At 69.6% G+C, this 25031-nt stretch carries 21 protein-coding genes, 1 tRNA gene and 1 pseudogene; 10 read left to right on the plus strand and 13 right to left on the minus strand.

The annotated features are described in order from the left end of the window. Positions 1-358 precede the first annotated feature (358 nt). From DW298_RS10110 to DW298_RS10125, 4 genes and pseudogenes are all read left to right on the plus strand, one after another. On the plus strand, positions 359-1099 hold the full coding sequence (locus DW298_RS10110) for an L-ribulose-5-phosphate 4-epimerase (RefSeq protein ID WP_136042361.1): 741 nt from the start codon (positions 359-361) through the stop codon (positions 1097-1099). Further along, positions 1096-2466 (plus strand): annotated as a pseudogene (locus tag DW298_RS10115) (FGGY-family carbohydrate kinase); the annotation flags it as partial. The gene DW298_RS10110 and the pseudogene DW298_RS10115, both read left to right, overlap by 4 nt. 243 nt (positions 2467-2709) lie before the next feature. Continuing rightward, positions 2710-4233, plus strand: coding sequence for an L-arabinose isomerase (araA, locus tag DW298_RS10120; RefSeq protein ID WP_136042421.1), 1524 nt, complete (start codon positions 2710-2712; stop codon positions 4231-4233). A gap of 5 nt (positions 4234-4238) precedes the next feature. Further along, on the plus strand, positions 4239-5168 hold the full coding sequence (locus tag DW298_RS10125; protein ID WP_136042422.1) for an aldose 1-epimerase family protein: 930 nt from the start codon (positions 4239-4241) through the stop codon (positions 5166-5168). Between the two features lie 112 nt (positions 5169-5280). Here DW298_RS10125 and DW298_RS10130 read toward each other — a convergent pair whose 3' ends face one another. Continuing rightward, on the minus strand, positions 5281-5991 hold the full coding sequence (locus tag DW298_RS10130) for a TetR/AcrR family transcriptional regulator C-terminal domain-containing protein (RefSeq protein WP_136042362.1): 711 nt from the start codon (positions 5989-5991) through the stop codon (positions 5281-5283). A gap of 107 nt (positions 5992-6098) precedes the next feature. On the opposite strand from DW298_RS10130, the gene DW298_RS10135 reads away from it, so the two are divergent. Beyond that, a complete protein-coding gene (locus DW298_RS10135) occupies positions 6099-7205 on the plus strand; it encodes an oxygenase MpaB family protein (protein WP_205820338.1) in 1107 nt (368 codons plus the stop codon). Beyond that, positions 7202-8611 (plus strand): aldehyde dehydrogenase family protein, encoded by a 1410-nt coding sequence (locus DW298_RS10140; protein ID WP_240745096.1) that lies wholly within the window; start codon positions 7202-7204, stop codon positions 8609-8611. Before DW298_RS10135 ends, DW298_RS10140 begins: the two co-directional genes overlap by 4 nt. 104 nt (positions 8612-8715) lie before the next feature. Here DW298_RS10140 and DW298_RS10145 read toward each other — a convergent pair whose 3' ends face one another. The 7 genes from DW298_RS10145 to DW298_RS10175 form a co-directional block, all read right to left on the minus strand. Next, positions 8716-9027, minus strand: a complete 312-nt coding sequence (locus DW298_RS10145; RefSeq protein WP_029264439.1) for a metal-sensitive transcriptional regulator — start codon at positions 9025-9027, stop codon at positions 8716-8718. Between the two features lie 30 nt (positions 9028-9057). Further along, positions 9058-11184 (minus strand): heavy metal translocating P-type ATPase, encoded by a 2127-nt coding sequence (locus tag DW298_RS10150; protein ID WP_136042363.1) that lies wholly within the window; start codon positions 11182-11184, stop codon positions 9058-9060. Positions 11185-11221: 37 nt separating this feature from the next. Continuing rightward, on the minus strand, positions 11222-13486 hold the full coding sequence (locus tag DW298_RS10155; protein WP_136042364.1) for a heavy metal translocating P-type ATPase: 2265 nt from the start codon (positions 13484-13486) through the stop codon (positions 11222-11224). 73 nt (positions 13487-13559) lie between these two features. Next, positions 13560-14522 (minus strand): heavy-metal-associated domain-containing protein, encoded by a 963-nt coding sequence (locus DW298_RS10160; protein WP_136042365.1) that lies wholly within the window; start codon positions 14520-14522, stop codon positions 13560-13562. After that, positions 14519-14731, minus strand: coding sequence for a heavy-metal-associated domain-containing protein (locus DW298_RS10165; protein WP_136042366.1), 213 nt, complete (start codon positions 14729-14731; stop codon positions 14519-14521). The genes DW298_RS10160 and DW298_RS10165 overlap by 4 nt, the downstream gene beginning before the upstream one ends. A 180-nt stretch (positions 14732-14911) precedes the next feature. Further along, positions 14912-16342 (minus strand): MFS transporter, encoded by a 1431-nt coding sequence (locus DW298_RS10170; RefSeq protein WP_136042367.1) that lies wholly within the window; start codon positions 16340-16342, stop codon positions 14912-14914. Positions 16343-16630: 288 nt separating this feature from the next. Beyond that, positions 16631-16704, minus strand: a tRNA-Gly gene (locus DW298_RS10175). A 98-nt stretch (positions 16705-16802) separates the two neighbouring features. Here DW298_RS10175 and dcd point away from each other — a divergent pair. Then, positions 16803-17408 carry a dCTP deaminase gene (dcd, locus tag DW298_RS10180; RefSeq protein ID WP_136042368.1) on the plus strand — a complete coding sequence of 202 codons (606 nt, stop codon included), beginning with the start codon at positions 16803-16805 and terminating at the stop codon, positions 17406-17408. Between the two features lies 1 nt (position 17409). Further along, positions 17410-17886, plus strand: a complete 477-nt coding sequence (locus DW298_RS10185) for a hypothetical protein (RefSeq protein WP_136042369.1) — start codon at positions 17410-17412, stop codon at positions 17884-17886. Between the two features lie 36 nt (positions 17887-17922). On the opposite strand, the gene DW298_RS10190 is transcribed toward DW298_RS10185, so the two are convergent. After that, complete coding sequence (locus DW298_RS10190) at positions 17923-18948, minus strand: FUSC family protein (RefSeq protein WP_168429591.1); 1026 nt, start codon at positions 18946-18948, stop codon at positions 17923-17925. Positions 18949-19091: 143 nt separating this feature from the next. Further along, positions 19092-19451: a helix-turn-helix domain-containing protein gene (locus DW298_RS10195; RefSeq protein WP_136042370.1), complete on the minus strand. Its 360-nt coding sequence runs from the start codon at positions 19449-19451 to the stop codon at positions 19092-19094. A gap of 88 nt (positions 19452-19539) precedes the next feature. Here DW298_RS10195 and DW298_RS10200 point away from each other — a divergent pair, with 88 nt between their 5' ends. After that, positions 19540-20883, plus strand: a complete 1344-nt coding sequence (locus tag DW298_RS10200) for an MFS transporter (protein WP_168429590.1) — start codon at positions 19540-19542, stop codon at positions 20881-20883. A 68-nt stretch (positions 20884-20951) separates the two neighbouring features. On the opposite strand, the gene DW298_RS10205 is transcribed toward DW298_RS10200, so the two are convergent. Then, positions 20952-21707, minus strand: a complete 756-nt coding sequence (locus DW298_RS10205) for a hypothetical protein (RefSeq protein WP_136042372.1) — start codon at positions 21705-21707, stop codon at positions 20952-20954. Between the two features lie 103 nt (positions 21708-21810). Here DW298_RS10205 and DW298_RS19650 point away from each other — a divergent pair, with 103 nt between their 5' ends. Beyond that, positions 21811-22416: a MarR family winged helix-turn-helix transcriptional regulator gene (locus DW298_RS19650; protein ID WP_240745097.1), complete on the plus strand. Its 606-nt coding sequence runs from the start codon at positions 21811-21813 to the stop codon at positions 22414-22416. Between the two features lie 70 nt (positions 22417-22486). Here the strand turns inward: DW298_RS19650 and DW298_RS10215 are convergent, their stop codons facing one another. Both DW298_RS10215 and DW298_RS10220 read right to left on the minus strand, forming a co-directional pair. After that, positions 22487-23404, minus strand: a complete 918-nt coding sequence (locus DW298_RS10215; RefSeq protein ID WP_136042373.1) for a cation diffusion facilitator family transporter — start codon at positions 23402-23404, stop codon at positions 22487-22489. A gap of 189 nt (positions 23405-23593) precedes the next feature. Further along, complete coding sequence (locus tag DW298_RS10220; RefSeq protein ID WP_168429589.1) at positions 23594-25000, minus strand: MFS transporter; 1407 nt, start codon at positions 24998-25000, stop codon at positions 23594-23596. Between the last annotated feature and the right edge of the window lie 31 nt (positions 25001-25031).

Below are 25031 nucleotides of genomic sequence, written 5' to 3' on the forward strand. Positions count from 1 at the left end.
ACGGCTTGTCGCCGTGAACGTCCCGTGCACTCGGCAGCTCCCCGTGCACTCGCGGTAACCGATACCGCCGCATCCGCTGTTGCGCGGCGCCCTGCCGCGCCCCGCCCCGCCTCGCCTCGCCGCGCCCCGCCGAGTGCACGGCTTGTCGTCGAGTGGACGGCCTGTCGCCGTGAATGTCCCGTGCACTCGGCACCTTCCCGTGCACTCGGCGAGAGGGGGCGGGAGAGGGCGAGAGAGAGGCGGGCGAGAGGGGGCGGGAGAGGGCGTGAAAGGGAGCGGGAGAGGGGGCAGGAGGGGGGGAGGGTTGACGCCCGCGCGACTCCCATGACAGACTTCCGTGACCGGTCACAGTGGCCGGATGCGAACCCCTGAGGCAGCTGTGAGCGACGACGCCCCCACCTTCGAACCCGACATCGAGCACGCGATCGCGGCCGCCCGCGCGGATGTCGCCCGTCTGCACGGCGAGCTGGTCCGCTACGGGCTGGTCGTCTGGACCGGCGGCAATATCTCGGGCCGCGTGCCCGGCGCCGATCTCTTCGTGATCAAGCCGAGCGGGGTGAGCTACGACGACCTCGCGCCCGAGAACATGATCCTGTGCGACCTCGACGGGAACGTCATCCCCGGAACGCCCGGCAGCGACCGCTCCCCGTCGAGCGACACCGCAGCGCACGCCTACGTCTACCGGCACATGCCGACCGTCGGCGGGGTCGTGCACACGCACTCGACCTACGCCGTCGCCTGGGCTGCCCGCGGCGAGGAGATCCCCTGCGTCATCACCGCGATGGCCGACGAGTTCGGCGGTCCCGTCCCGATCGGACCCTTCGCGATCATCGGTGACGACTCGATCGGCCGCGGCATCGTCGAGACTCTCCGCGGTCACCGCTCCCGGGCGGTGCTCATGCAGAACCACGGTCCGTTCACGATCGGCGCGGATGCGGAGGATGCCGTGAAGGCCGCCGTCATGGTCGAGGACGTCGCCCGCACTGTGCATCTCGCCCGCGAGGCCGGGCCGCTCATCCCGATTCCGCAGGCCGCCATCGACAGCCTGTTCGACCGCTACCAGAACGTGTACGGCCAGACCGAAGACACCCGCCGATGACCCTTCGACAGAGCTCAGTGACCGCGCTCGACGACATCCGTGATGGGCGTACGAGCCTCGGCATCGAGCTGGGTTCGACCCGCATCAAGGCATGCCTGATCGGCTCCGATGCGACCGAGGTGCTCGCGACCGGGTCCTTCTCATGGGAGAACCGGCTCGAGGACGGTCGCTGGACCTACGCGATCGACGAGGTGTGGAGCGGCCTCCAGGCGGCGTATGCGGCTCTGATCGACGATGCGCAGGAGCGCCACGGCGTCCGCCCCGACACGTTCGGCGCCATCGGGGTCTCGGCGATGATGCACGGCTACCTGGCGTTCGACGCGTTCGGCGAGCTGCTCGTGCCGTTCCGCACCTGGCGCAACACCAGCACGGGAGCGGCATCCGCCGAGCTGGGGGAGCTGTTCGGGGTGAACATCCCGCTGCGGTGGTCGATCGCGCACCTGCACCAGGCCGTGCTCGACGCCGAGCCGCATCTCGCCCGGGTCGCGAGCGTGAACACCCTCGCCGGCTATGTGCACCACCGCCTCACCGGCGAGCGGGTGCTCGGAGTCGGCGACGCCTCGGGAATGTTCCCGATCGATGCCGCGACCGGCGACTACGACGAGCGGATGCTGCGCGACTATGACGCCCTCGTCGGCGAGCGTCTGCCCGCGCCGGTCGCGCAGCTCCTGCCGAGCGTGCTCCCCGCCGGCGCCGCGGCCGGGACGCTCACCGCCGACGGTGCGGCCCTCCTCGACCCGAGCGGCGCGCTGCGTCCCGGCATCCCGCTCTGTCCGCCGGAGGGTGACGCGGGCACCGGCATGGTCGCGACCAACTCCGTCGCCCCGCGCACCGGCAACGTGAGCGCGGGCACGAGCATCTTCGCGATGGTCGTGCTGGAGCATCCGCTGGCCGAGGTGCACCACGAGCTCGATCTCGTGACCACCCCGGCGGGCGATGCGGTGGCCATGGTGCACTGCAACAACGGCGCCAGCGAGCTCGCCGCCTGGGCTGGGCTGTTCACGCGATTCGCCGCCGCGGCCGGGCAGCCGATCGACGACGATGCGGCCTTCGACGTCCTGTTCCGCGAGGCGCTCGCGGGCGAAGCCGATGCCGGTGGCCTCCTCGCCTACAACCACCTCGCGGGCGAGCCGATCGCGGGTCTGGTCGAGGGTCGTCCGCTGTTCGTGCGCACCCCCGACAGTGCCCTCACGCTCGCGAACTTCATGCGCTCCCAGGTCTACGGCGTGTTCGGCACGCTCGCGCTCGGCATGCAGGTGCTCGCGGCGGAGGGCGTGCAGCTCGACCGGATGTTCGCGCACGGAGGCATGTTCCGCACCGCCGGGGTCGCCCAGCGCTTCCTCGCCGGTGCGCTCGATGCTCCGGTCGCGGTCGGCGAGCTCGCCGCGGAGGGTGGCGCGTGGGGCATCGCCGTGCTCGCCTCCTACCTTTCCCATGCCGAAGACCTCTCGCTGGCGGAGTACCTCGACCAGCGCGTGTTCGCCACCGCATCCCTCACCACCGCCGACCCTGACCCGGCCGATGTCGCCGGGTTCTCCGCCTACCTCGACCGCTACCGGGCGGGTCTGGCCGTCGAGGCCGCCGCCGTCGCATCCCTTCAAGGACCGTTCATGACCCGCACCCCGCTCACCACCTCCCTCGACGGCTACGAGGTCTGGTTCCTCACCGGCAGCCAGCACCTCTACGGTCCCGAGACGCTCGCGCAGGTCGCGGCGCAGTCGCAGGAGATCGCGTGGCTGCTCGACGAGTCGCCCGAGGTTCCGGTCCGGATCGTCTGGAAGCCGGTGCTGACGGATGCCGCCGCCATCAAGCGCACCGCGCTGGAAGCCAACGCCGATGACCGCGTGATCGGCCTCGTCGCGTGGATGCACACGTTCAGCCCGGCGAAGATGTGGATCGCGGGACTCGACGCGCTGCAGAAGCCGCTCGCGCACCTGCACACGCAGGCCAACGTGGAGCTGCCCTGGGCCGACATCGACTTCGACTTCATGAACCTGAATCAGGCGGCGCACGGCGACCGCGAGTTCGGATACATCCAGACGCGCCTGGGCGTGCCGCGCAAGACCATCGTCGGGCATGCCTCCGACCCGAGGCTGCGTCGTGAGCTGGGCACCTGGCAGCGGGCGGCGGCGGGTCTCGCGGCCTCCCGCGACCTGAAGCTCGCCCGCTTCGGCGACAACATGCGCTTCGTCGCGGTGACCGAGGGCGACAAGACCGAGGCCGAGCTCCGGTTCGGCGTGCAGGTGAACACCTGGGGCGTGAACGAGCTGGCGGAGGCCGTGGCCGCGGCATCCGCCGCCGACATCGACGCGCTCGTCGCCGAGTACGAGGAGCTGTACGAGGTCGTGCCCGAGCTGCGGAAGGGTGGCGAGCGGCACGAGTCGCTGCGTGACGGCGCCGCGATCGAGATCGGACTGCGGTCGTTCCTCGAGGAAGGCGGCTTCGGTGCGTTCACGACCTCGTTCGAAGACCTCGGCGCGCTGAAGCAGCTGCCGGGCCTCGCGGTGCAGCGGCTGATGGCGGAGGGCTACGGCTTCGGCGCCGAGGGCGACTGGAAGACGGCCGTGCTCGTGCGCATCGCGAACGTCATGGGCGCGGGCCTGCCGGGTGGTGCGAGCCTGATGGAGGACTACACCTACGACATGACCCCCGGCGACGAGCTGATCCTCGGGGCGCACATGCTCGAGGTGTCGCCGTCGCTCACTTCCGCGAAGCCCACGCTCGAGATTCACCCGCTCGGCATCGGCGGCAAGGACGACCCGGTGCGCCTGGTCTTCACGGCAGACCCCGGCCCCGCCGTCGTGGTGGCGCTCAGCGACATGCGCGACCGGTTCCGGCTCACCGCGAACGTGGTCGAGAACGTACCGCCGCGGGCCGCGCTGCCGAAGCTGCCGGTCGGGCGCGCGGTGTGGAAGCCGCAGCCCGACTTCACCACGAGCGCCGCCGCCTGGCTCACCGCCGGCGCCGCGCACCACACGGTCATGTCGACCGCGGTCGGGATCGAGGCGTTCCGCGACTTCGCCGAGATGGCCGAGGTCGAGCTGCTCGTGATCGACGACAGCACCACGCTGCCCGAGTTCCAGAAGCAGGTGCGCTGGAACCAGGCCTACTACCGTCTGGCGCAGGGCCTGTGACGGCGATGCCGCGCTCCGGCCGTCAGCTGCGGATCGCCGCGCACGGGTACGAGGCCGTGATCGTCAGCATCGGGGCGACGCTGCGAACGCTCACGTTCGAGGACCGCGACCTGGTGGTGCCGTTCGACGCGGATGCCGTGCGCCCCGGGTACCGCGGCGCGACGCTGGCCCCCTGGCCGAACCGCATCGTCGACGGGCGCTACTCGTTCGGCGGGGCGGAGCAGCAGCTGGCGCTCACCGAGCCGGAGCGGGGCCACGCGCTGCACGGGCTGCTCGCCTGGGTCGAGTTCGAGGACCGTCTGGTGCTCGACGACCGGGTCGTGCTGGCCGCCGTGATCGTGCCGCAGACCGGGTATCCCTTCCGCGTCGAGGTCGAGGTCGAGTACCGAATCGATGTCGACGGGCTGCATCAGACGGTGACCGCGCACAACGTCGGGGCGGATGCCGCGCCCTGGGGCACCGGCCCGCACCCGTACCTCGTGGCGGGGCCTTCGACCGGCTCAGGGGCCCAGAGTGTCGACGACTGGACCCTGCTGCTCCCGGCATCCGAGGTGCTCACGGTCACAGCCGACCGGCTCAGCCCGGTCGCGGTCGAGCCGGTGTCACAGCATCCGGAGTGGGACTTCCGGTCGGCGCGCCCCATCGGGGATGTGTTCATCGACCACGCGTTCACCGGCTTGACTCGTGACGGCGGGCTGGCCGAGGTGCGGCTGACGGCCGCCGACGGTCATGGCGTCGGCATGGCATGGGACGAGCGCTGCCCGTGGGTGCAGGTGCACACCGCCGATACCCCCGCCGTCGCGGACACGCATCGCATCGGCCTCGCGGTGGAGCCGATGACGTGCCCGCCCGATGCGTTCAACTCCGGCGTGGATCTCGTGACCCTCGCCGCGGGGGCGACGCACGCAGCGTCGTGGCGGATCTTCTCGCTGTAGTCGCGCTGACAGGGAAGGATCGCGGCATCTGTTCGGCGTCGACGGTTCATCACGAGGACCTCCGAGAGCCCAATGAGAGAGGGCCATTGCCGATCCCGTGCGCGTGGGTGTTCTAGCCCGATGAAGAGAGACCTTCGGTTTCCGCCGCGGAGAGCTGCCGTTCTGCGCCGGCGACGAAGATGTTGATGCTGAGGTGGAGTTGGTGGTCGTCGTACGTCGTCACCGGCAGGTCCGCGATGCGGGACAGGGTCGGGTAGTCGGCGCGGTCTCGTCGTTCGAGTGCGCCGCGGAGGATGACCGCGCGGGGAGCGACACCGCTCTTGGCGCGGAGGACGGCGTCTCGGGCGTAGCCCAGGCTGATGTTGGTGAGCAGTGACAGGGATCGCATCGCCTGCTCGTCGCTGAACCCTGCCGCCACCATCTTCGTGAGGACCGCTTCGGTCGGCTCGAGGACGTCGGTCACGTATGAGTCGGTCAGTCGGATGTGATCGGCCAGGGATCCGGTGGCGATCGCGCTTCGGATGAAGCCCAGCGCGTATGCGCGGCAGGCGTCCTGCCAGGAGGCGTGGCGGCCGATGTCGACGGCCGAGAAGGTCTCCGAGAAGGCATCCATTGCGACCAGCGCGAGCAGCGTCTCCCGGTCGCTGACGTGGTGGTTCAGAGCTTTCCGGTCCACTCCGAGCTCGCGAGCAAGCGCCTGCATGCTCAGTTCATCAGGGTCGAGCGAACGAGCCGCCTCGATGATGCGCTCCTGCGTCAAACCTGCGTATACACCCACGCCACGGCGCGTGCTGGCGGGCTTGGAAGCGGCGGTCGCGCTCATTGGATCCCTACTGCGGTTTGACGTCGGTAACGACCAAGCCTACGCTGTACCCCAGCAGTTCCCACCCGGGAACTGCTGGACGCTCAGGCGCACAAAGGAGTAGAGCATTGAGTCGCACGATCACGCGGGACGCGGACTTCCGCATCATCACGAAGGAACGCCTCGAAGGAAACGCCGCGCGTTGGCGTCGTTTCGGCGAGCCGGTCCCGGCCGGGGAGTCATTCGACGAGGAAGGCGCTCCGGACTACGGCCTGTTCGGCCCGGGGTCGATGGTGTGGCAGGTGTTGCTGCACCCGGCGACCATCGTCTTCCAGTACGCGTTCCAGGGGCTGCTGCAGTCGACGTACAAGCCGGTCATCGCCGGTGTCCGCGACCACGACCCGCTGTCGCGGAAGACCCTCAAGGGCACGGTCACGATCTTCGACCTGTTCGAACGCGGTCAGCGCAACTCCGGCATGCACGCCCCGATGTGGCTCGCCGACACCGAGTCCGCGGCCCGGATGGCCAAGCACTTGAAGAACATCCACACCAAGGTCGCCGGCCCGATCATTGACATCGAAAACCCGGAACTCGGCGGATTCGCCGCGACCGAACCGCGCGACGTGATGTGGGCTGCGTTGACCGAGATGCACTCCATGCTCTGGCTCTATGAGAACCTCGCCTATCGCGACGGCAAGAAGCCGCACAAGCTCACGCCCGATCAGCGCGACCAGTACTTCGCCGAGTCGGCGGCATACTGCCGCCTCGTCGGCGCCAACGAGGAAGAGATCCCCCACAGCAAGGCCGACCTCGACGCGCTCTACAACAAGTACGACGCCTACTTCGGCACCAGCGACTCGATGGCGCTCTGGCCCGACACCGGCGAGAACTTCGCCGAGGCGATGTTCGGTCTGTTCAAGAAGAACTTCCACCGTTCGCAGATCCCGGCGGCGATCTACGCCGGCGTGCTCGACCACGGCATCTTCCGTCAGATTGCCGCAGCGTCTTCGTCAGGCCGGATGCGCCAGTCCCTCGGCTGGAGCGAGAAGAAGTCCGCCAGGTCGGCACGCAGCTTGAAGTTCTGGATGCCGTTCGTCTGGATGCTGCAGCGCGGACCGTTCGAGCGCCACTACATGCGCCTCATGTGGGGACCGGACGGCGTGAACCTGATCGAGTCGGCGCGCCGCCTCGAGGCCCAGCACGCCGACTCGAACCGTCGCCCGCGGAAGCCGTGAACGCGATCACCGCCCTCGCCGAGGTCGTCGACACCGTCGACGACGTCCGCGCGTACTTCGAAACCGGGGCGACCCGGCCGATTGCCTGGCGACTGCGCCAGCTGCACCAGCTCGCCGAGATGCTGCGAGGGCATCGGACCCGGTTCGAGCAGGCCCTCTGGGCCGACCTGCACAAGAGCGCCACGGAGGCCCAGCTCACCGAGCTCGGCAGCGTGCTGACCGACATCGCCCACACACGCAAGCACCTTCGTTCCTGGACCAAGCCTCGCCGTATCAAGGTGCAGGTCTCGCTCGCGCCGGCGACGGCGAAACTGGTGACCGAACCCCTCGGTGTTGTGCTCATCATCGCCCCGTGGAACTATCCGATCCAGCTGACGATCGCCCCGTTGATCGGCGCGATCGCCGCCGGCAACGCGGTCGTGCTCAAGCCGAGCGAACTCGCGCCGCGGACCTCCGCGGTCCTGGCGGAGTTGATCCCCCGCTACCTGGACCGGCGCGCGATCCGCGTCGTCGAGGGCGCGGTTGCTGAGACCACCGCGCTGCTCGCGCAGAAGTTCGACCACATCTTCTACACGGGCAACGGCACTGTCGGCCGAGTCGTTGCCCGTGCTGCCGCGGAGCACCTCACGCCGACGACGCTCGAGCTCGGGGGCAAGAGCCCGGTCTGGTTCGACGACGATGCGCACATCCACCAGATCGCCCGCCGCATCGCGTGGGCGAAGTTCACCAACGCCGGCCAGACCTGCATCGCACCCGACTACGTGCTCACCACCCCCGACCGCGTCCGGTCGCTGACCGATGCGATTGCAGCAGCGACCACCCAGATGTGGGGCGAAGACCCGAGTCAGATCGCGGACTTCGGGCGGATCGTAAACGAGCGCCACCATGCGCGCCTGGTCGGATACCTCGCCGACGGGCACGTCGAGTACGGCGGGGATGCCGATGCATCGACCCGGTACCTGGCGCCGACGATCCTGCGGCTCGCACAGGGTGCGCAACGGCAGGACCTCGCCGTCCTACGCGACGAGATCTTCGGTCCGATCCTCCCGATCCTGCCGGTCGCGTCGGCCTCGGAAGCGATCGGGCACATCAATGCCGGAGACAAACCGCTCGCGATGTATATCTTCGCCGCGTCACGCGCGACCCGCGACCGCTTCGTCGACGAAACCTCGTCGGGGGCGGTCGGACTCGACGTGCCCTTCATCCACGCCGGCGTGCCGAGCCTGCCCTTCGGTGGCGTCGGAGAGAGTGGCATGGGCGCCTACCACGGCGAATTCTCCGTCCGCACGTTCAGCCACCTCAAGCCGGTACTACGCAAACCGTACTTCGCGGACGCCCTCAAGATGGTGCAACCTCCGTACACGCCGTTCAGCCGCCGAATCGCAGAGAAAACCGCTGGCGGCTGACGACTCTCGCTTCTTCGTCGCGGCGGTAGCCCCGACCTGGTCGTGAGTGATCGCAATGATGCGGGTGAGCTGAAGGTGCGCCCGCACGAGGCCCGGATGAATGCTCAGGACCGAACGAGCCGGGCGATCGCGTCGGACGCCTCTTTGATCTTCGCGTCGGCGTCGTCGCCGCCCATGCGGGCCGCGTCCACGACGCAGTGCTTGAGGTGGTCGTCGAGAAGCCCGACGGCCACCGCCTGCAGTGCGCTGGTGAGCGCGCTGATCTGGGTGAGGATGTCGATGCAGTACTTCTCGTCGTCGACCATCTTCGTGATCCCGCGTGCCTGACCCTCGATGCGGCGCATCCGGTTCAGGTACTTGGTCTTGTCGGTGATGTAGCCGTGGGTGTGCTCGTCGGCCGTCGCTTCGGGGGTCATCTCTGCTTCCTTCGTCGCATGATCGGGTTCTCAGCGGCCGAGGACGGCGCGCGTGCTCGCTTCGGGGGTGATGTCGATGCGTCTCAGCAGCTGCGCGTTCAGCGCGACGACGACGGTCGACAGGGACATCAGGATAGCCCCGACCGACATGGGCAGGACGAATCCGATGGGCGCCAGGACGCCGGCGGCGAGGGGGACCGAAAGCAGGTTGTAGCCGGCCGCCCACCACAGGTTCTGCTTCATCTTGCGATACGCGGCGCGGGACAGCTCGATCACGGAGACCACTGACCTCGGGTCGGAGCTCGCGAGGATCACTCCGGCCGAGGCAATGGCGACATCCGTCCCCGCGCCGATCGCGATGCCCACGTCGGCCTGGGCGAGGGCGGGAGCGTCGTTGACGCCGTCGCCGACCATCGCGACCTTCTTGCCCTCGGCCTGCAGCTCCTTGACTTTGGCGGACTTGTCTTCGGGCCGCACGCCGGCGAAGACGCGGTCGATGCCGAGCTCGGCGGCGACCGACTCGGCGACGGCCTGGGCGTCGCCGGTGATCATGACCACTTCGACGCCGAGCTTGTGCAGGGCGTCCACGGCCTGCTGCGATTCGGGGCGCACCTCGTCGGCGAGCTTCAGCCCGCCCACGACCTGTCCGTCGACCACCACGTGCAGGATGATGGCGCCCTCGTCCCGCCACTCGTCGGCGGCCGCGATCTCGTGCCCGCCGACCTCGTCGAGGAGCTTCGGGCCGCCGACGCGCACTTCCCGGCCGTCGACCGTCGCCGTCACGCCGACCGCGGGCGACGAGGTGAACCCCGACGCCTTCGCGAGAGACATGCCCTTCTCCTGGGCGGCGCGCACGATGGCGCGGGCGAGCGGATGCTCACTGTCGGCCTCGGCGGATGCGGCGAGGGCCAGCAAGGTGTCGGCGTCGATGTCTCCGGAGGGCTCGACGGCGGTCACGGTCGGTGCTCCCTTGGTGAGCGTGCCGGTCTTGTCGAAGAGCACGGCGTCGACCGTGCGCATGCTCTCCAGCGCGAGGCGGTCCTTGATGAGGACTCCTCCGCGGGCGGCGCGCTCGGTCGCGATCGACACGACCAGCGGGATCGCGAGGCCCAGTGCGTGCGGGCAGGCGATGACGAGGACGGTGATGCTGCGCACCACGGCCGCATCCGGGTTGCCGACCAGGGTCCAGACCACGGCGGTGAGGGCGGCCGAGAGCAGCGCGAACCAGAACAGCAGCGCGGCGGCGCGGTCGGCGATGCGCTGGGCCCGCGAGGAGGAGTTCTGCGCCTCGGTGACGAGACGCTGGATGCCGGCCAGGGCGGTGTCGTCGCCGGTGGCGGTGATCTCGACGCGCAGGCCCGAGTCGGTGGCGACCGTTCCCGCCGTGACGGTGTCGCCCGAGGTACGGGTGACCGGACGCGATTCCCCGGTGACCATGGACTCGTCCATCGCCGCCGTGCCGTCGATGATGCGGCCGTCGGCCGGGATGCTTCCGCCAGGACGGACGACTACGACATCTCCGACGACGAGATCGGCGGGCGAGACCGTGACGACGATGTCGCCCTCGACGCGCTCGGTCTCATCCGGCAGCAGGGCGGCGAGCGAGTCGAGCGCCGAGGTGGTCTGCGCGAGGGAGCGCATCTCGATCCAGTGGCCGAGCAGCATGATGACGATGAGCAGGGCGAGCTCCCACCAGAACTCGAGCTCGTGATGGAGCATCCCGAGCGTCGCGCCCCACGACGCGACGAATGCCACCGTGATGGCGAGGCCGATGAGGAGCATCATGCCCGGCTTATGCGTCTTGAGTTCGCTCACGGCGCCGGTGAGGAAGGGCCAGCCGCCCCAGACGTACATGACCGTTCCCAGCACCGGTGCGATGAACCGCGCCCACCCGGGGACCTCGTAGCCGAAGATCATCGCGAACATCGGCGAGAACGCCACCACGGGCACGGCGATGACGAGGTTGATCCAGAACAGGCGACGGAACTGGCCGACATGGTCGCCGTGACCTGCGTGCCCGCCGTGGCCGCCGTGGCCGCCGTGGCCGCCGTGGTTCTCGTGCCCGCCGTGGTTCTCGTGCCCGGCGTGCGCATCCGGGGCGTGCGGAGTCTCCACGGAAGGCGCGGGTGCGTGGTGGTGGGCGTGCGGATCGGTCATGGGGTCATCCTCTCGTTCTTCGGAGGGGTTCAGGTGGTCAGGGCTTGGCGATGCTCTGGAACCCGCGCAGGCGCAGGCTGTTGCCGACGACGAAGACGCTCGAGAGCGCCATCGCCGCACCGGCGAGCATGGGGTTCAGCATCCCGAGGGCTGCGACGGGGATGGCGGCGACGTTGTAGGCGAAGGCCCAGAACAGGTTGGTCTTGATCGTTCCGAGGGTCTTGCGGGACAGGCGGATCGCGTCCACCGCGCTGCGCAGGTCGCCGCGCACCAGGGTGATGTCGGATGCTTCGATCGCGACATCCGCCCCCGTGCCCATGGCGAGGCCGAGGTCGGCCTGAGCGAGGGCGGGGGCGTCGTTGACGCCGTCGCCGATCATCGCGACGGTCTTGCCCTCGCGCTGCAGCCGGGTGACGACATCGACCTTGTCCTTCGGGAGGACCTCGGCGATGACCTCTTCGATGCCCACCTCGGCGGCGATCCGGCGGGCGACCGCCTCGTTGTCGCCGGTGAGCAGGATGGGGGTCAAGCCGATCGCCTTGAACTGGGCGATCGCCTCGGCGCTGCTCGGCTTGACGGTGTCGGCCACGACGAGGATGCCTCGTGCCTGCCCGTCCCAGCCGACTGCGACGACGGTCTTGCCCTCGCCCTCGGCGCGCGCCTTGGTCGAGGCGAGCTCGCGGCTGAGCTTCTGCGACCACTCGGCGAGGAGCGAATCACGGCCCACCAGCACGGCGTGACCGTCGACGACGCCCTGCACGCCCTTGCCTTCAATGTTCGCGAAGTCCTCGGGTGTCGGCAGTGCACCGACCTCCTGGGTCGCACCCTTGGCGATGGCCTGCGCGATGGGGTGCTCGGAGGCATCCTCCAGTGCACCGGCGAGCCGCAGCAGCTCCGCGCGGTCGGTGCCGTCTTCGACGAACACGTCGACGAGGGTCATCCTGCCGGTGGTGACCGTTCCGGTCTTGTCCAGCACGACGGTGTCGATCTTGCGGGTGGATTCCAGAACCTCCGGGCCCTTGATGAGCACGCCCATCTGCGCGCCGCGGCCGGTGCCGACCAGCAGAGCGGTGGGGGTGGCGAGGCCGAGTGCGCACGGGCAGGCGATCACGAGCACGGCGACGGCCGCCGTGAATGCCGCGGTCACCGGGAACCCTGCTCCGAGCCAGCCGCCGAGCGCCACGACCGCGATCACGATCACGATGGGCACGAACACGCCGGAGATGCGGTCGGCGAGGCGCTGCACCTCGGCCTTCCCGGTCTGCGCGTCTTCGACGAGCTGCGCCATCTGCGCCAGCTGCGTGTCCGACCCGATGCGGGTCGCCCGCACCACGAGTCGACCGCCGACGTTCGTGGTGGCGCCGGTGACGGAGTCGCCCTCGGCGACCTCGACGGGCACGGCCTCGCCCGTGAGCATGGATGCATCCACCGCCGAGGTCCCGGAGACGACGATGCCGTCGGTGGCGATCTTCTCACCCGGACGCACGATGAACTCGTCGCCCACCTGCAGGTCCTCGACGGGGATCTTCGTCTCCACGCCGCCGCGGAGGACCGCGACCTCCTTCGCCCCGAGTTCGAGGAGAGCGCGCAGAGCCGCACCGGCCTGCTTCTTGGAGCGCTTCTCGAAGTAGCGTCCGGCGAGGATGAACATCGTCACCCCGGCGCCCACCTCGAGGTAGATGTTGGCCGCTCCGTCGGAGGGTGCCAGCGCGAACTCGAAGGGGTGCGTCATGCCCGGCGTACCGGCCGTGCCGAAGAACAGCGCGTACAGCGACCACAGGAACGCAGCCGAGGTGCCCATCGAGATGAGCGTGTCCATGGTCGCGGCACCGTGGCGGAGGTTCGTCCACGCGGCCTTGTGGAACGGCCAGGCCGCCCAGACGATCACGGGCGCGGCCAGGGCGAGAGAGGCCCACTGCCAGTAGGTGAACTGCAGGGCGGGGATCATCGCCATCGCGATCACGGGCACCGTCAGCACGACGGAGCCGATCAGCCGGTTGCGCAGCGAGCGCAGCTCCGGATCCTCGTCGTCACCGTTCGCCCCGTCTTCGGTGCGCTTCGTCTTCGGCGCCGGCAGTGCGGCCGAGTAGCCGGTCTTCTCGACCTCGGCGATGAGCAGCGCCGGGTCGTAGCCGTCGGGAACGGTGACCTTCGCCTTCTCGGTCGCGTAGTTGACGGTCGCCACGACACCCTCGAGCTTGTTGAGCTTCTTCTCGATCCGCATCGCGCAGGAGGCGCAGGTCATCCCGCCGATCTCCAACTCGACGCTGGACCCCACGCTCGAGGGTGCTGATGTGGTCATGTCCTTCTCTTTCTGCTCTGACTGTTGCTCGGGGCCGCGGCGGGTGGCCGGTGGGCCGGGCGACGTGCGAGGCTCAGTGGCCGTCGTCGTGCGAATCGTCTTCGGATGCCGGTGCATCCCCGGCGGGGGCTGCGGCATCGAGCACGAACTCGGCGGTGTGCACCTCGCCGTCGACCTGGAAGTCCAGGTACAGCAGGTAGCGGCCCGCGGTCGGGGCCTCGGCGGCGAAGGCGATCTCCGGACCGGAGGTCTCTCCCGCCTTCGGCTCGTCACCCGCGGCGTGCACGTGCAGGTAGGCGAGGTCGCCCTCGCGCAGCGCGACCAGGTGGCCGAACGCGCCGAGGTACGGCTCCAGGCCGGTCACGGGGGTGCCGTCCTTCGCGAGGGTGAAGGTCAAGTCGCTCGCCGATCCGGCTTCGAGTGCCCCGTCGAGTGTCACGGTGTAGCCGGCGACCTGGGCGACCTGCGTCGGCTCGGGCGTGACGGGCGTGAACTCACCGGCGACCTGCACGGCCTGCGTGAGGGTGAGCGACGGTGCGTCCGCGCCGGCCGGTGTGAAGTCGGCGAAGACGCGGTAGGTCCCGGCGGCGTCCCAGTCCCAGGGCAGCGACCACGTGCCCGTGGCCTCGTCCAGTGTGGGGTGCACGTGCCGGAACTGACTTCCGTCGGAACGCACCACGATCAGGTGCAGGTCGTTGTCGTGCGCGGTCGTGTACTCGGTGACCGGGGTGCCGTGCGCGTCGCGGATCTCGAAGCTCAGCTCGCCGGGCTCGTCCACTCCCGCCGGTGCCGCGACGGGCGACAGTGCGTATCCTTCGAGGCTCAGCGAGAGTCCCTTGAGGGTGTCCGCTGCCGCGCTCGCCGCCTCGTCGGTTGTCGCGGCCCCGCCGTGTGCGCCGTGCTCTTCCATCTCGGTACCTTTCGTCCACTCACTGACAACGCTCGGGGGGACGATGACCTGGGCGAGGCCGAATGCCGCACCGAACGCCACCACCAGCCCCGCCCCGTAGATGGCGAGCCGCCCCCCGGCGTTCATGCCTTCCGCACCGCCGAGTACCCGGCCTCGGCGACGGCGGCCAGGATCTGCGCGTCGTCAAGGGAGTCGGAGCCGGTGACGAGGAGCACGCCCGTCTGTGCACTCACCTGGATGTCTTCGACGCCGGGGACCTCGGCGACTTCTTCGCGGACCGACATCTCGCAGTGTCCGCAGGTCATCCCGGTCACCTGGAATTCGTTCGTGCTCATCGCGTATCCTCTTCTCGATTGGTACCCCTACTGGGTATTAGTGACAACGGTATACCCATGAGGGGTATTCCTCAACCGGCCGGATCCGTTGGTCGGACCCGGCCGGTTCGGCGCTTTTCGGTGGCATCCACGAGCGCCGCGGCGGTCAGGGGTCACTGGTCGTCGTCGGAAAGTCGTAGATCAGGCCGATACTGACTCCTCGGAGACGAAGGCCGCTGCGCGGGGCTTCCTCATGGCGATCGCGGTGATGACCGCTCCCAGCAGGGCGAGGATCGCCGCACCGATGAACGCGGCCGAGTACCCCTGGGTGAGCTCGACCGTGGACGAGTCGTGGCCGGCGATGCCGTACACGATCGCCGTGAGCACGGCGAGTCCGAGCGCGGATCCGATCTGGTAGCTCGTGCTGACGAGGCCCGAGGCGACGCCGGTCTCGGCCGGAGGGGCCGCGTTGATGGCGGTGCCGAGCGAGGGCACGAAGGCCAGCGACATGCCGAGAGCGGCGAGCAGCGACGCGGGCAGCACGTCGACGGCGTAGGTGCCGTCCGGTCGGACGAACGCGAGCCACGCCAGCCCGCCGGCCAGCAGGAGGAGTCCGCTGACGATCAGCGCCTTGGCGCCGAACCGCTCCTGGAGCCGGGGTGCCAGCGCGATCATGACGAGCACGACCAGTCCGGTCATCGGCAGCAGCGCGGCTCCGGCGGCGAACGCGCTCGCGCCGAGCACCTGTTGCAGGTACAGGTTCAGGAAGAACCACATCGAGACCCAGGCGGCGCCGAGCATCAGCTGGGCGACGTTCGCGGCCCCGAGGAGCGGGGCGCGCAGCAGGCCGAGGCGGAGCAGCGGGTTGCGGCTGCGGGACTGGATGAGGAAGAAGATCAGCAGCAGAACGATGCCGGCTGCCAGTATTCCCAGCGTGGACCAGGTGAGCCAGCCGACCTCGGGTGCGTTGACGACGGCGTAGACGACCGCGGCGAGTCCCACGGTCACCGTGACGGCTCCGCCGATGTCGATCGATCCCGATGTCCCGCGCACTGTGCGAGGAAGGGCGGTGCCGGTGAAGGCGAGTACGAACAGCGCGATCGGCACGGTGACGTAGAACACCCACGGCCAGCTCACGTACTCGGTCAGGACTCCGCCGAGGAAGACGCCGGCCGTGCCGCCGATGGGTGCCGCGGCGCCGTAGACGGCGAACGCCTTGGGGAGGTCGGGCGTTCCGCCGAACAGCATCATGAGCAGGGTCAGGGCTGCGGGGGCGATCATCGCGGATCCGGCGCCCTGGATGGCGCGTCCGGCGATCTCGACGTCGATGTCACCGGCGGCTCCGGCCATGATCGAGCCGACGATGAGGACGATCCAGCCGAGCACGAAGATCTTGCGGGCGCCGAACGCGTCGGAGAGGCGTCCGCCCAAGAGCAGCAGTCCGCCGAAGGCGACCACGTAGGCGTTGAACACCCACGACAGGGACTCCGGCGTGAAGCCGAGGTCACGCTGGATGTCGGGTAGGGCGACGCCGATGATCGAGGTGTCCATGATCACGACGAACTGCGCGGCGGCTATCAGCACGAGGCCGAGCCACCGCTTCGCGGGTGACAGGGGTCGGGTTGTGGGCATGTTCGTTCCTCCTGGAAGTTGCGCCGGGACGTCCGGGTCGCGATGTAGCCTATACCCATAGGGGGTGGGGGTATCTAGAATTGTCAGTACGACAACGAGACCCCGCTGGATCGGGCGGGGTTCGGATGCGGGTTCGGGTCGGGTGATGCCCAGCGTGGAGCTGACGTTCGCGGCCGTCTTCGCGCCGGGCCCGATGTGGTCGGTGGGCAACGTCACGACCGCGTTGAGCTCGATGGCGCAGTGCGCGCGAATCCTGCTTGGGGCGAGAGGCCCAGGAAACGAGGGATGTGGAGGGACTGACGGGAATCGAACCCGCGCTATCTGCTTGGGAAGCAGAAGTTCTACCATTGAACTACAGTCCCGAACCCGCCCGAGAGCAGGTGTGGGCAAGCCTACCTGCACCGCGCGCGATGGCCAAAGCCACACGGCGGGGATCCGCATCGGCAACTAGGCTGGTGCCGTGCTTCTCAGTGATCGCGACATCAAGGCAGAACTCGCATCCGGCCGCGTCGGCCTCGAACCGCACGAGCAGGAGATGGTCCAGCCGTCGAGCATCGATGTGCGCCTGGACCGCTACTTCCGGCTGTTCGACAACCACAAGTATCCGTTCATCGACCCGTCGGTCGACCAGCCGGAGCTGACGCGTCTGATCGAGGTCGACCCGGAGGAGCCGTTCATCCTGCACCCCGGTGAGTTCGCGCTCGGCGCCACCTACGAGCAGGTCACGCTGCCTGACGACATCGCCGCCCGCCTCGAGGGCAAGTCGTCACTGGGACGCCTCGGACTCATCACCCACTCGACGGCCGGCTTCATCGACCCCGGTTTCACCGGGCACGTGACGCTGGAGCTCGCGAACGTCGCGACCCTGCCGATCAAGCTGTGGCCCGGGATGAAGATCGGGCAGCTCTGCTTCTTCCGGCTCACCTCTCCCGCAGAGAACCCCTACGGCTCCGGCCCCTACGGCAACCGGTACCAGGGGCAGCGCGGACCGACGGCCTCGCGGTCGTTCCAGAACTTCCATCGGACGGATGTCGGCGTGACCGACGTCGGAGCAGTCGGAGGCTGACATGACAGACGGCAGTGGCAGCACCCCGGAACAGCCGGTCTCCCCTGAGGAGGCGCTGGCCCCCGAGGAAGCGCTGATCCCGCCCGCCGATGCCGTCATCCCGCCGCCTCCGCCCGAGATCCCGATCCCTGCGGGTCTGCTCGCACCGCCGCCGTCGGCCGACATCCCCGACGCGGATGTCGTGATCCCGCCACCGCCGCCCGACACGCTGCGCCGCTCCGACCGGGTGCGTCCGACGCCCCGCATCCTCGAGGGTGAGGCGCCGGCTGCGGTGGCCGAGGACTGGGCGCAGCCGTCGGTCGCGCCCGAGGTCCCGACGTCGGGCGGCTACGGCGGGCTCGTCGCCGTGATCTTCGCCTTCCTGCTCCTGCTGCTCGTCGCCGCGATCGTGCTGATCGTGGTGCTGCTGAACACGGTCGGGCTGCCCTTCGCGGGTGGGGCCGTCGTGCCGCCGTCCATCCTCGCGCTGCCGGTCTGACGCGCCCACTGACGCCGCGTCAGGTCTATCCCCGCGTCAGGCCTTCGACTGCCGCCGACGGAGTGCCGCCGACGCCACGGCGACCACGGTGCCGACCGCGACGCCGATCACGGTCTCGATCGCCCGGTCCTGCAAGAGCACGTCGACCGGTGTCGGCGCGGCGAGGTGCACCATGAGCAGCGCGAGCGGGGTGATGAACACCATCGCGATGCCGTAGTTGCGGCCGACGAACAGCTCGGCCGCGGCCTGCAGCAGCGCGACGAGCGCGATGACGGCGAGCGGCGGTAGATCGATCGCGAGCACCCCCGCCGCGACGAGGATGCCGAGCAGGGTGCCGACGAGTCGCTGGATGCCGCGGATCACACGGGCGTTGAGCTGGGGGCCGCTGACCGCGGCGACCGCGCCGACCGCCGCCCAGTACCAGTGCGAATCCATGATCAGGAATCCCGCGAAGCCCGCACCCACGATCGCGACGGCCACGGTGGCAGCCATCTCCCACGCGATCGGTCCCACCGGCTGCCGGGGGCGGGGTGGTGCATCCTGCGCGCTGCGGGTGAACAGGCCGATTACTGCGGTGACGGCCAGCCCGAACAGCACGCTCGCGCCGCCGACCAGGAGCACGTCGCCGAAGGAGGCGGCCGTCGCGGGGATGGTCGCGCACGCGCCGACCGCGAATACCGGGAACAGCGGCCCGGGCGGGTGCCAGCGCATCGTGTACGCGAGCAGGGTGACGGCCGAGGCGATGACGGCGAGCACGAGGATGCTGACGGCGGCGGGAGCGGACACGACCGAGAGTGCGGTGCCGATGAGCATCGCGGCGAGCAGGACTCCGCCGGCGCTCGCCTGCATCCGGATGCGGTCGCGGAACACGTCGTGCCGGCCGTAGAGCGCGGCGAAGGCGCCGAAGCTGGCGTAGATGCTCAGGTCGAGGCGCCCCAGCATCCACAGCACGAGAAGGGGGACGGCGACGCTGATCGCGGCCCGGAGCGCCACGCGGTGATCGCCGCGGTGCGGTCCGACGCGCAGGACGCCGGTCCACACTCGTCCCTGGGAATCCGCCACCGATCCAGCCTACGTCCGACGGCGGGCGGGTTAGCCCCCTGGCGAACCACCCCTTTGTGTGCGAGCTGCCCCTTTGAGGACGGTTTCAAGGGGTGGTTCGCACCGAACGGGGTGGGTCGGCGTCTCTCGGAAGGGGGCGGCGGTCAGTTCGCGGCGGCGCGCTGCCGTCCGGCATAGAGAGTGCCCCAGCGGGTCAGCTCCGTCAGTAGCGGCCCGGAGCTCGCGCCGAGTTCGCTGAGCCGGTACTCGACCTTGGGCGGCACCTCGCGATACACGGTGCGGGTGATGAGGCCGTCTTCCTCGAGCTCGCGCAGCTGGCGGGTGAGCACGCGCGCGGTCGGGTTCTCCAGAAGGCGTCCGAGCTCGCCGAAGCGGAGGACCTCGTGCTCGCCGAGCAGGGTCAGGATGCTGGGCTTCCAGGCCCCGCCGAGCACCGCGATCGACACCTCGGCGTCGCAGGTCTCGGTCCAGTCGCGGATGATCCGCTCGGTCTTCTCCCGCACGGCACGGCCCCCTTGGTATCCGAAGTGTCAGTACGTATCAGAAATGACCGTACTTGTGGCTTCTGTCTGTACTTTACAGACTGAGACCGTGACTTCAACCCCCACTCTCGACGGCACCCGCTCATCCCTCCGCCTCTGGTTCGCGATGGCTCCCCTCCTGCTCGGGGTGCTCATCGGCGCCCTCGCGATCAGCAGCGTTTCGACCGCGCTCCCGGCGATCCGCGGCGAGCTGGATCTGACCGATACCGAGGGGCTCTGGCTCGTCGATGTCTACGCGCTGTCGTTGGCCGCGACGTTGATCGTGGCGGCGAGGATCGGCGATGCATTCGGGCGAAAGACCATCGTCCTCATCGGCCTCGCCGGGTTCGCTGTTCTCAACGTGGTCGGCGGGCTCGCCTCCAGTGGCCTGGTGCTCATCGTCGTGCGCGCCCTGCTGGGCGTCGCCGAGGCGTTCGTCATCGCGGGCGTCGTCGCGACGATCGGCGCCAAGTTCCAGGCGCGCGAGCGCGTGCTCGCCTATGGGCTGTGGACCGCGACCTTCGGCACCGGAAGCGCACTCGGGCCGGTGCTCGGCGGGCTGCTGGCCGAGGGACCCGGATGGCGCTGGCTGATGCTGGGCAGTGTTCCTCTCGCGGTGATCGCCGGGGTGCTGGCCGTGTGGCTCGTGCCCGACTCGCGCAGCTCGCAGCCGCCGTCGTGGGATGTGCTCAGCATCCTCTCCTCGATCGTCGCGCTCGGTGCCCTCGTCTTCGCCCTGCACGAGGCACTCGTGGCGCCGGTGCCGGCCCTGGTCGCGGCGGTGATCGCAGCCCTGACCCTGGTGTTCTTCGTGCGCAGGCAGGGCCGGCTCAGCGATCCGCTCATCGACATGCGGCTGTTCCGGGTGTCAGGGTTCAGTCCCGCGATCATCCGGATCGTGGTGAGCAGCGGGGCGTCAGCGGCATCGGTCCTGCTGGTGAGTCTGCATCTGCAGGACTCGCGCGGGCAGAGCGCGGCTGAGGCGGGCATCGCACTGCTCCCGCAGGCGGTGGCCATCGCGATCGGCGGCGTCGTGGCGCCCCTGGCCCTGCGCTGGCTGTCGGCGAACGCGCTGACGGTGCTGGCACTCGTGCTGCAGGCCGTCGGGCTCGTCTGGCTCGCGTTCGACCCGGCGATCGTGGCGGTCCCGCTCGTGCTCGTCGGACTCGGGTTCGGCGTCGGTGCGACGCTCGCCGCGACGGCTCTGTTCGAGGTGACGACCGAGGATCAGGCCGGCCAGGTCGGCGCGATCCAGGAGGTGGGCTTCGCGCTCGGAGGCGGGCTCGGCATCGCGGTGTTCGGCACCATCGCCGCCGTCCTGGTGACGGGCGGGTTCGTCGCGGCGGTGCTCGTGGCGGCCGCGGTCGTCGCGACCGCCGCCCTGCTCCCGCTGGTGCGGCGCGCTTCGCGCTGACCCGCCACTGACAGCGAGAAACGCCCCACCCGGTCGTCGGGTGGGGCGTTTCTCTGAGGAGGGTGAGATTAGGCGTCGCGACCGCGGGTGAATCCCGCGTCGAAGCCGCGCTCGAACGCGTGCTGGGCGATGCGCTCGGCACGGTGCGGACCGTGTCCGTGCTCATTGTGGCCGGGGTGCCCGTGCCCGCGGCCGTGCCCGCGGTGTCCGGCACCCGCTTCGCCGTGTCGGCAGCCGTGCTCAGCATCCGGTCCGAAGCCGTGCGCGACATCCGGGCCGAAGCCGTGCTCCGGCCCGCGACCGAAGTCGCGGCCGTCGCCGTGACCGAAGCCGTGGCCGAAGCCACGCCCGAAGCCGCGCGGGAAGCCGCGGCCGTGGCGGGGTCCGCCGAAGCCGTGCCGGCGGCCGCGGGGCAGAGGAGTCTCCTCGTCCCAGCCGAAGGCGCGGGCGATTTTCTCGAGCGAGGCGAGCGTGGTGGCCATCTCCTCGTCGGAGACGGCGCTCGACACCTTCGCGCGGATGCCGTCGACGAGGGCGCCGAGGCGGTCCTTCGCCACGCGGCCCTCGTCGGTGAGCGTCCAGCCGTCGCCCTCGGGGGTGACCCAGCCGCGCTCGACGAGTCGGTGCAGCTTGTGTGCGTTCAGGGGACGGTCCGCCGTGACGGTGCCGTCGACGATGTTGAGGATCCGCCAGTCGCGGCGGGTGGCGTGCTCACCGTCGAAGGCGGCGGCGAACTCCGCCGCCATCAGGCGGTCGGCTGCCTTCAGCCAGTAGCCGAAGGGGCGGGTGGTGTTCTCGGGGTTCTGTGATTCAGAGGTGTTCATGGGTAATCCTTAGTTGTCAGTGTGCATGTGAATGTCACAGTGCATGTACATGTAGTGTGACATGGAGTCGCAATGCATGTCAAGTCGCATGTAAAATCGAGCCGTGACCACCGAACCGCACGACCCCGCCGCGCAGGATCCCGCCGAATCCATCGCGCAGGCGCTGTCCCGCCTGCGCGGGCGTCGTCCCGGTGATCGGGGCCCAGGCGGCGGTCGCGGCGCCGCCGAGCGCGGTCGCGGTCACGGAGGCCCGCACGGCTGGCACGGCGGTCCGCACGCGGGTTCGCATGGCGACGACGCTCACGATCACTTCGACCACCACCGTGGTCACCCGGGCATGCCCCCCTGGATGTCCGACCCGTCCGGTCGGCTCGGCGGCCCCGCTCGCATGCGCATGCTCGAGGCCCTGGCCGCGGCATCCGCTCCGCTCAGCGTCAGCGACCTCGGCATCGTGATCGGGGTCGATCAGCCGCGCGCTTCACGGCTCGTGCAGCAGGGCGTCGAGCGCGGCTTCGTGCGCCGCGAGGCCGACCCCGACGACGCGCGACGCACGCGCATCGCGCTGACCGACGAGGGGCGCAAGCTCGCCCGCGGCATGCGCGGTGAGCGCCGCGAGATGCTCACGACCGCACTCGCATCCTTCACCGATGACGAGCGCGTCGAGCTCGCCCGACTGCTAAACAAGCTCGCCGAAAACTGGCAGCGCTGAGCCGGCTCGCCGACAACTGGCAGCGCTGAACAAGCTCGCCGACAACTGGCAGCGCTGGGCCGGCCGGGCTCTAAGCGCGCGCGAACTCGAGCGACGGCTCGTCGTCGACCGAGAGCGACAGCACGACCGTCTCGACGGCCTCATGCGCCTCGATCCGCCGCTCGACGTCGCGCAGCCGTCGGGCCACATCGTGCTCGCGGGCGTCGCCGGCCAGGTCGATCTCGGCCACGATGAACAGCCGGTTCGGACCCACGTACTCGATGTGCAGGTAGGTGACGCGTTCGATCTGCTCGAGTCCGAGCAGGGCGGTGCCGACACGGGCGCGCAGTTTCGGCGCCGCCGTGGCCCCGACGAGGAAGATGATGTTCCGCCGGATCAGGATGACCGCGACCACGCCGAGCAGCACGCCGACGAGGATCGAGCCGATCGCATCCCAGGCGGCGACGCCGGTGATCTGGTGCATCGCGATGGCGCCCGCCGCGATCGCCAGGCCGATGAGCGCAGCGGAGTCCTCGAAGAACACGGCACGCAGCGTCGTGTCGCTCGTCTCCAGCACGAAGTCCCAGGTCGACGATCCGCGCTCCTTCGCCAGCCGCCGCGACTTCACCATCGCCTGCGTGAACGACGCGCCTTCCAGCACGAACGAGACTCCGAGCACGATGTACGCGACCATCGGACTCTCGACGGGGCCGGTGTCGGACAGCTCCTGGATGCCGTGCATGATCGACACGATCGATCCGGCCGTGAAGATCCCGAAGGCCGCGATGAGCGACCACACGAAGGCGTTGCGTCCGTAGCCGAGGGGGTGCCGCGCATCCTTCGTCTTCGCGCCGCTGCGGTCGGCGATCAGGAGGAACACCTCGTTGCCGGCATCCGCCCAGGAATGCGCCGCCTCGGCGACCATCGATGCCGAGGCGGTGATGATCGCGGCGATCGTCTTCGCCACCGCGACGAGGATGTTGGCGAGGAAGGCGAGGATCACGGTCACGCGGTCAGGCTACTCCCGCCGCACTGATGGCGCCCCGACACAACTTCGGACTTCGATGACGACGCGCCGGGATGCGGAGCCCAAGCCCGGCGTGTCGCCCGCGAGATCCGAAGTTGTGCGGGCGTGTGGGTGGGCGTGCGGGCGGGCGTGTGGGTGCGCAGGCTACTCGCGCCGCGGGGCGTTCACGACTCAGCGGGGCGCCTTCACCGGGAGCAGCAGCAGGAAGCCGGCGATGAGGACGATCACGATGCCCAGGATGCCGTAGGCGGTCTGGCTCGTCAGGACGATCAGGAGCGTCCAGGCGCCCGAGGCCATCCAGCTGGCGGCGCGACCCGTCGTGGCGTAGAGGCCGAAGATCTCGCCCTCCCGGCCGGCCGGGGTGACCCGTGCGAGGAAGGAGCGTGCCGCCGCCTGAGCGGGGCCGACGAACGCGCACAGGACGAGGCCGCCGATCCAGAAGACCATCGACCCCGCGTCCCGCAGGAAGAAGACCGCGAGGCCGGCGACGATCATCGAGCCGATCGAGGCGAGGATGATCCGCTTCGGCCCGAGGCGGTCGTCGAGTCGGCCGGCGGCGATCGTGGAGACGCCGGCGATCAGGTTCGCGACGATGCCGAAGACGATGATGTCCTGCGCCTCGAACTTGAACACGGCCGTGCCGATGATCGCTCCGAACGCGAACACTCCGCCCAGGCCGTCACGGAACACAGCGCTCGCCAGCAGGTACCAGAAGGTCGGCCGCGTCTCCTCGTTGCGGTACAGCCCCGCGACGTCCTTCACCAGCAGCGGATAGGAGGCGAAGAAGCCGACCTTGCGCTCCGGGCGGCCGAGCGACGGCTCCGGCACGTTGAGGAAGATCGGGATGCTGAAGACGATCGCCCACACGGCGCATCCGACGGCGATCAGTCGATAGGCGAGGCCGTTGTCGGTCGACATGCCGAACCAGTCGAAGGTGTCGAGCACCACGACGACCACCAGGGCGATGATGCCGCCGAGGTACCCGAAGCCCCATCCGAGCCCCGAGATGCGGCCGACGTTCTTCGGGTTCGCGATGCCGATGAGCATCGCGTTGGAGTTCACCGCGGCGATCTCCTGGAACACGGTCGCGGCCGAGATCAGGGCGACGCCCAGCCAGAACAGGCTCGGCGTCGGTTCGACGAACCACAGGCCCAGCATGCAGAGGATCAGGGCTCCGGTGCCGATCCCGAGCCAGAGCTTCTGGCGCCCCGCGGCATCCGCCCGCTGGCCGAGCACGGGGGCGAGCAGCAGGATGCCGAAGGCCGCGATGGTCGAGCCGAGGCCCAGGCCGGAGGCGAGGTCTGCCTCCGCGGCCATCCGAGCCGGGTCGCTCGCATCGAGTGCTGCGACGTCGGCGGGGAGGAAGCCCTCGCCGACGAGGTAGAGCGCGGTGAACACGAACGTGAGGATGACGGTGTTGAAGGGCTGCGTCGCCCAGTCCCACAGCGCCCACGAGTAGACCTGCTTCTTGGGCGCGGGTGTCTCGCCGCGCAGGTCGAGGCCGACGACGGCGACGGCACCGCTGTTCGCGGTGGCCACGGGCTCGGGGACGCCCTGGCGAGGATCGGGTTCGCTCATGCTGGAAGTCTGGCCGCGCCCGGTGAACGGC

Source organism: Microbacterium sp. A20, assembly GCF_004794515.1.
Taxonomy (GTDB): Bacteria; Actinomycetota; Actinomycetes; order Actinomycetales; family Microbacteriaceae; genus Microbacterium.

Coding starts and splice junctions, on each gene's coding strand:
- DW298_RS10110 (WP_136042361.1), top strand. CDS start 359: ATGCGAACCCCTGAGGCAGCTGTGAGCGACGACGCCCCCACCTTCGAA.
- araA (WP_136042421.1), top strand. CDS start 2,710: ATGACCCGCACCCCGCTCACCACCTCCCTCGACGGCTACGAGGTCTGG.
- DW298_RS10125 (WP_136042422.1), top strand. CDS start 4,239: ATGCCGCGCTCCGGCCGTCAGCTGCGGATCGCCGCGCACGGGTACGAG.
- DW298_RS10130 (WP_136042362.1), bottom strand. CDS start 5,991: ATGAGCGCGACCGCCGCTTCCAAGCCCGCCAGCACGCGCCGTGGCGTG.
- DW298_RS10145 (WP_029264439.1), bottom strand. CDS start 9,027: ATGACCCCCGAAGCGACGGCCGACGAGCACACCCACGGCTACATCACC.
- DW298_RS10150 (WP_136042363.1), bottom strand. CDS start 11,184: ATGACCGATCCGCACGCCCACCACCACGCACCCGCGCCTTCCGTGGAG.
- DW298_RS10155 (WP_136042364.1), bottom strand. CDS start 13,486: ATGACCACATCAGCACCCTCGAGCGTGGGGTCCAGCGTCGAGTTGGAG.
- DW298_RS10160 (WP_136042365.1), bottom strand. CDS start 14,522: ATGAACGCCGGGGGGCGGCTCGCCATCTACGGGGCGGGGCTGGTGGTG.
- DW298_RS10165 (WP_136042366.1), bottom strand. CDS start 14,731: ATGAGCACGAACGAATTCCAGGTGACCGGGATGACCTGCGGACACTGC.
- DW298_RS10170 (WP_136042367.1), bottom strand. CDS start 16,342: ATGCCCACAACCCGACCCCTGTCACCCGCGAAGCGGTGGCTCGGCCTC.
- DW298_RS10185 (WP_136042369.1), top strand. CDS start 17,410: ATGACAGACGGCAGTGGCAGCACCCCGGAACAGCCGGTCTCCCCTGAG.
- DW298_RS10205 (WP_136042372.1), bottom strand. CDS start 21,707: ATGAACACCTCTGAATCACAGAACCCCGAGAACACCACCCGCCCCTTC.
- DW298_RS10220 (WP_168429589.1), bottom strand. CDS start 25,000: ATGAGCGAACCCGATCCTCGCCAGGGCGTCCCCGAGCCCGTGGCCACC.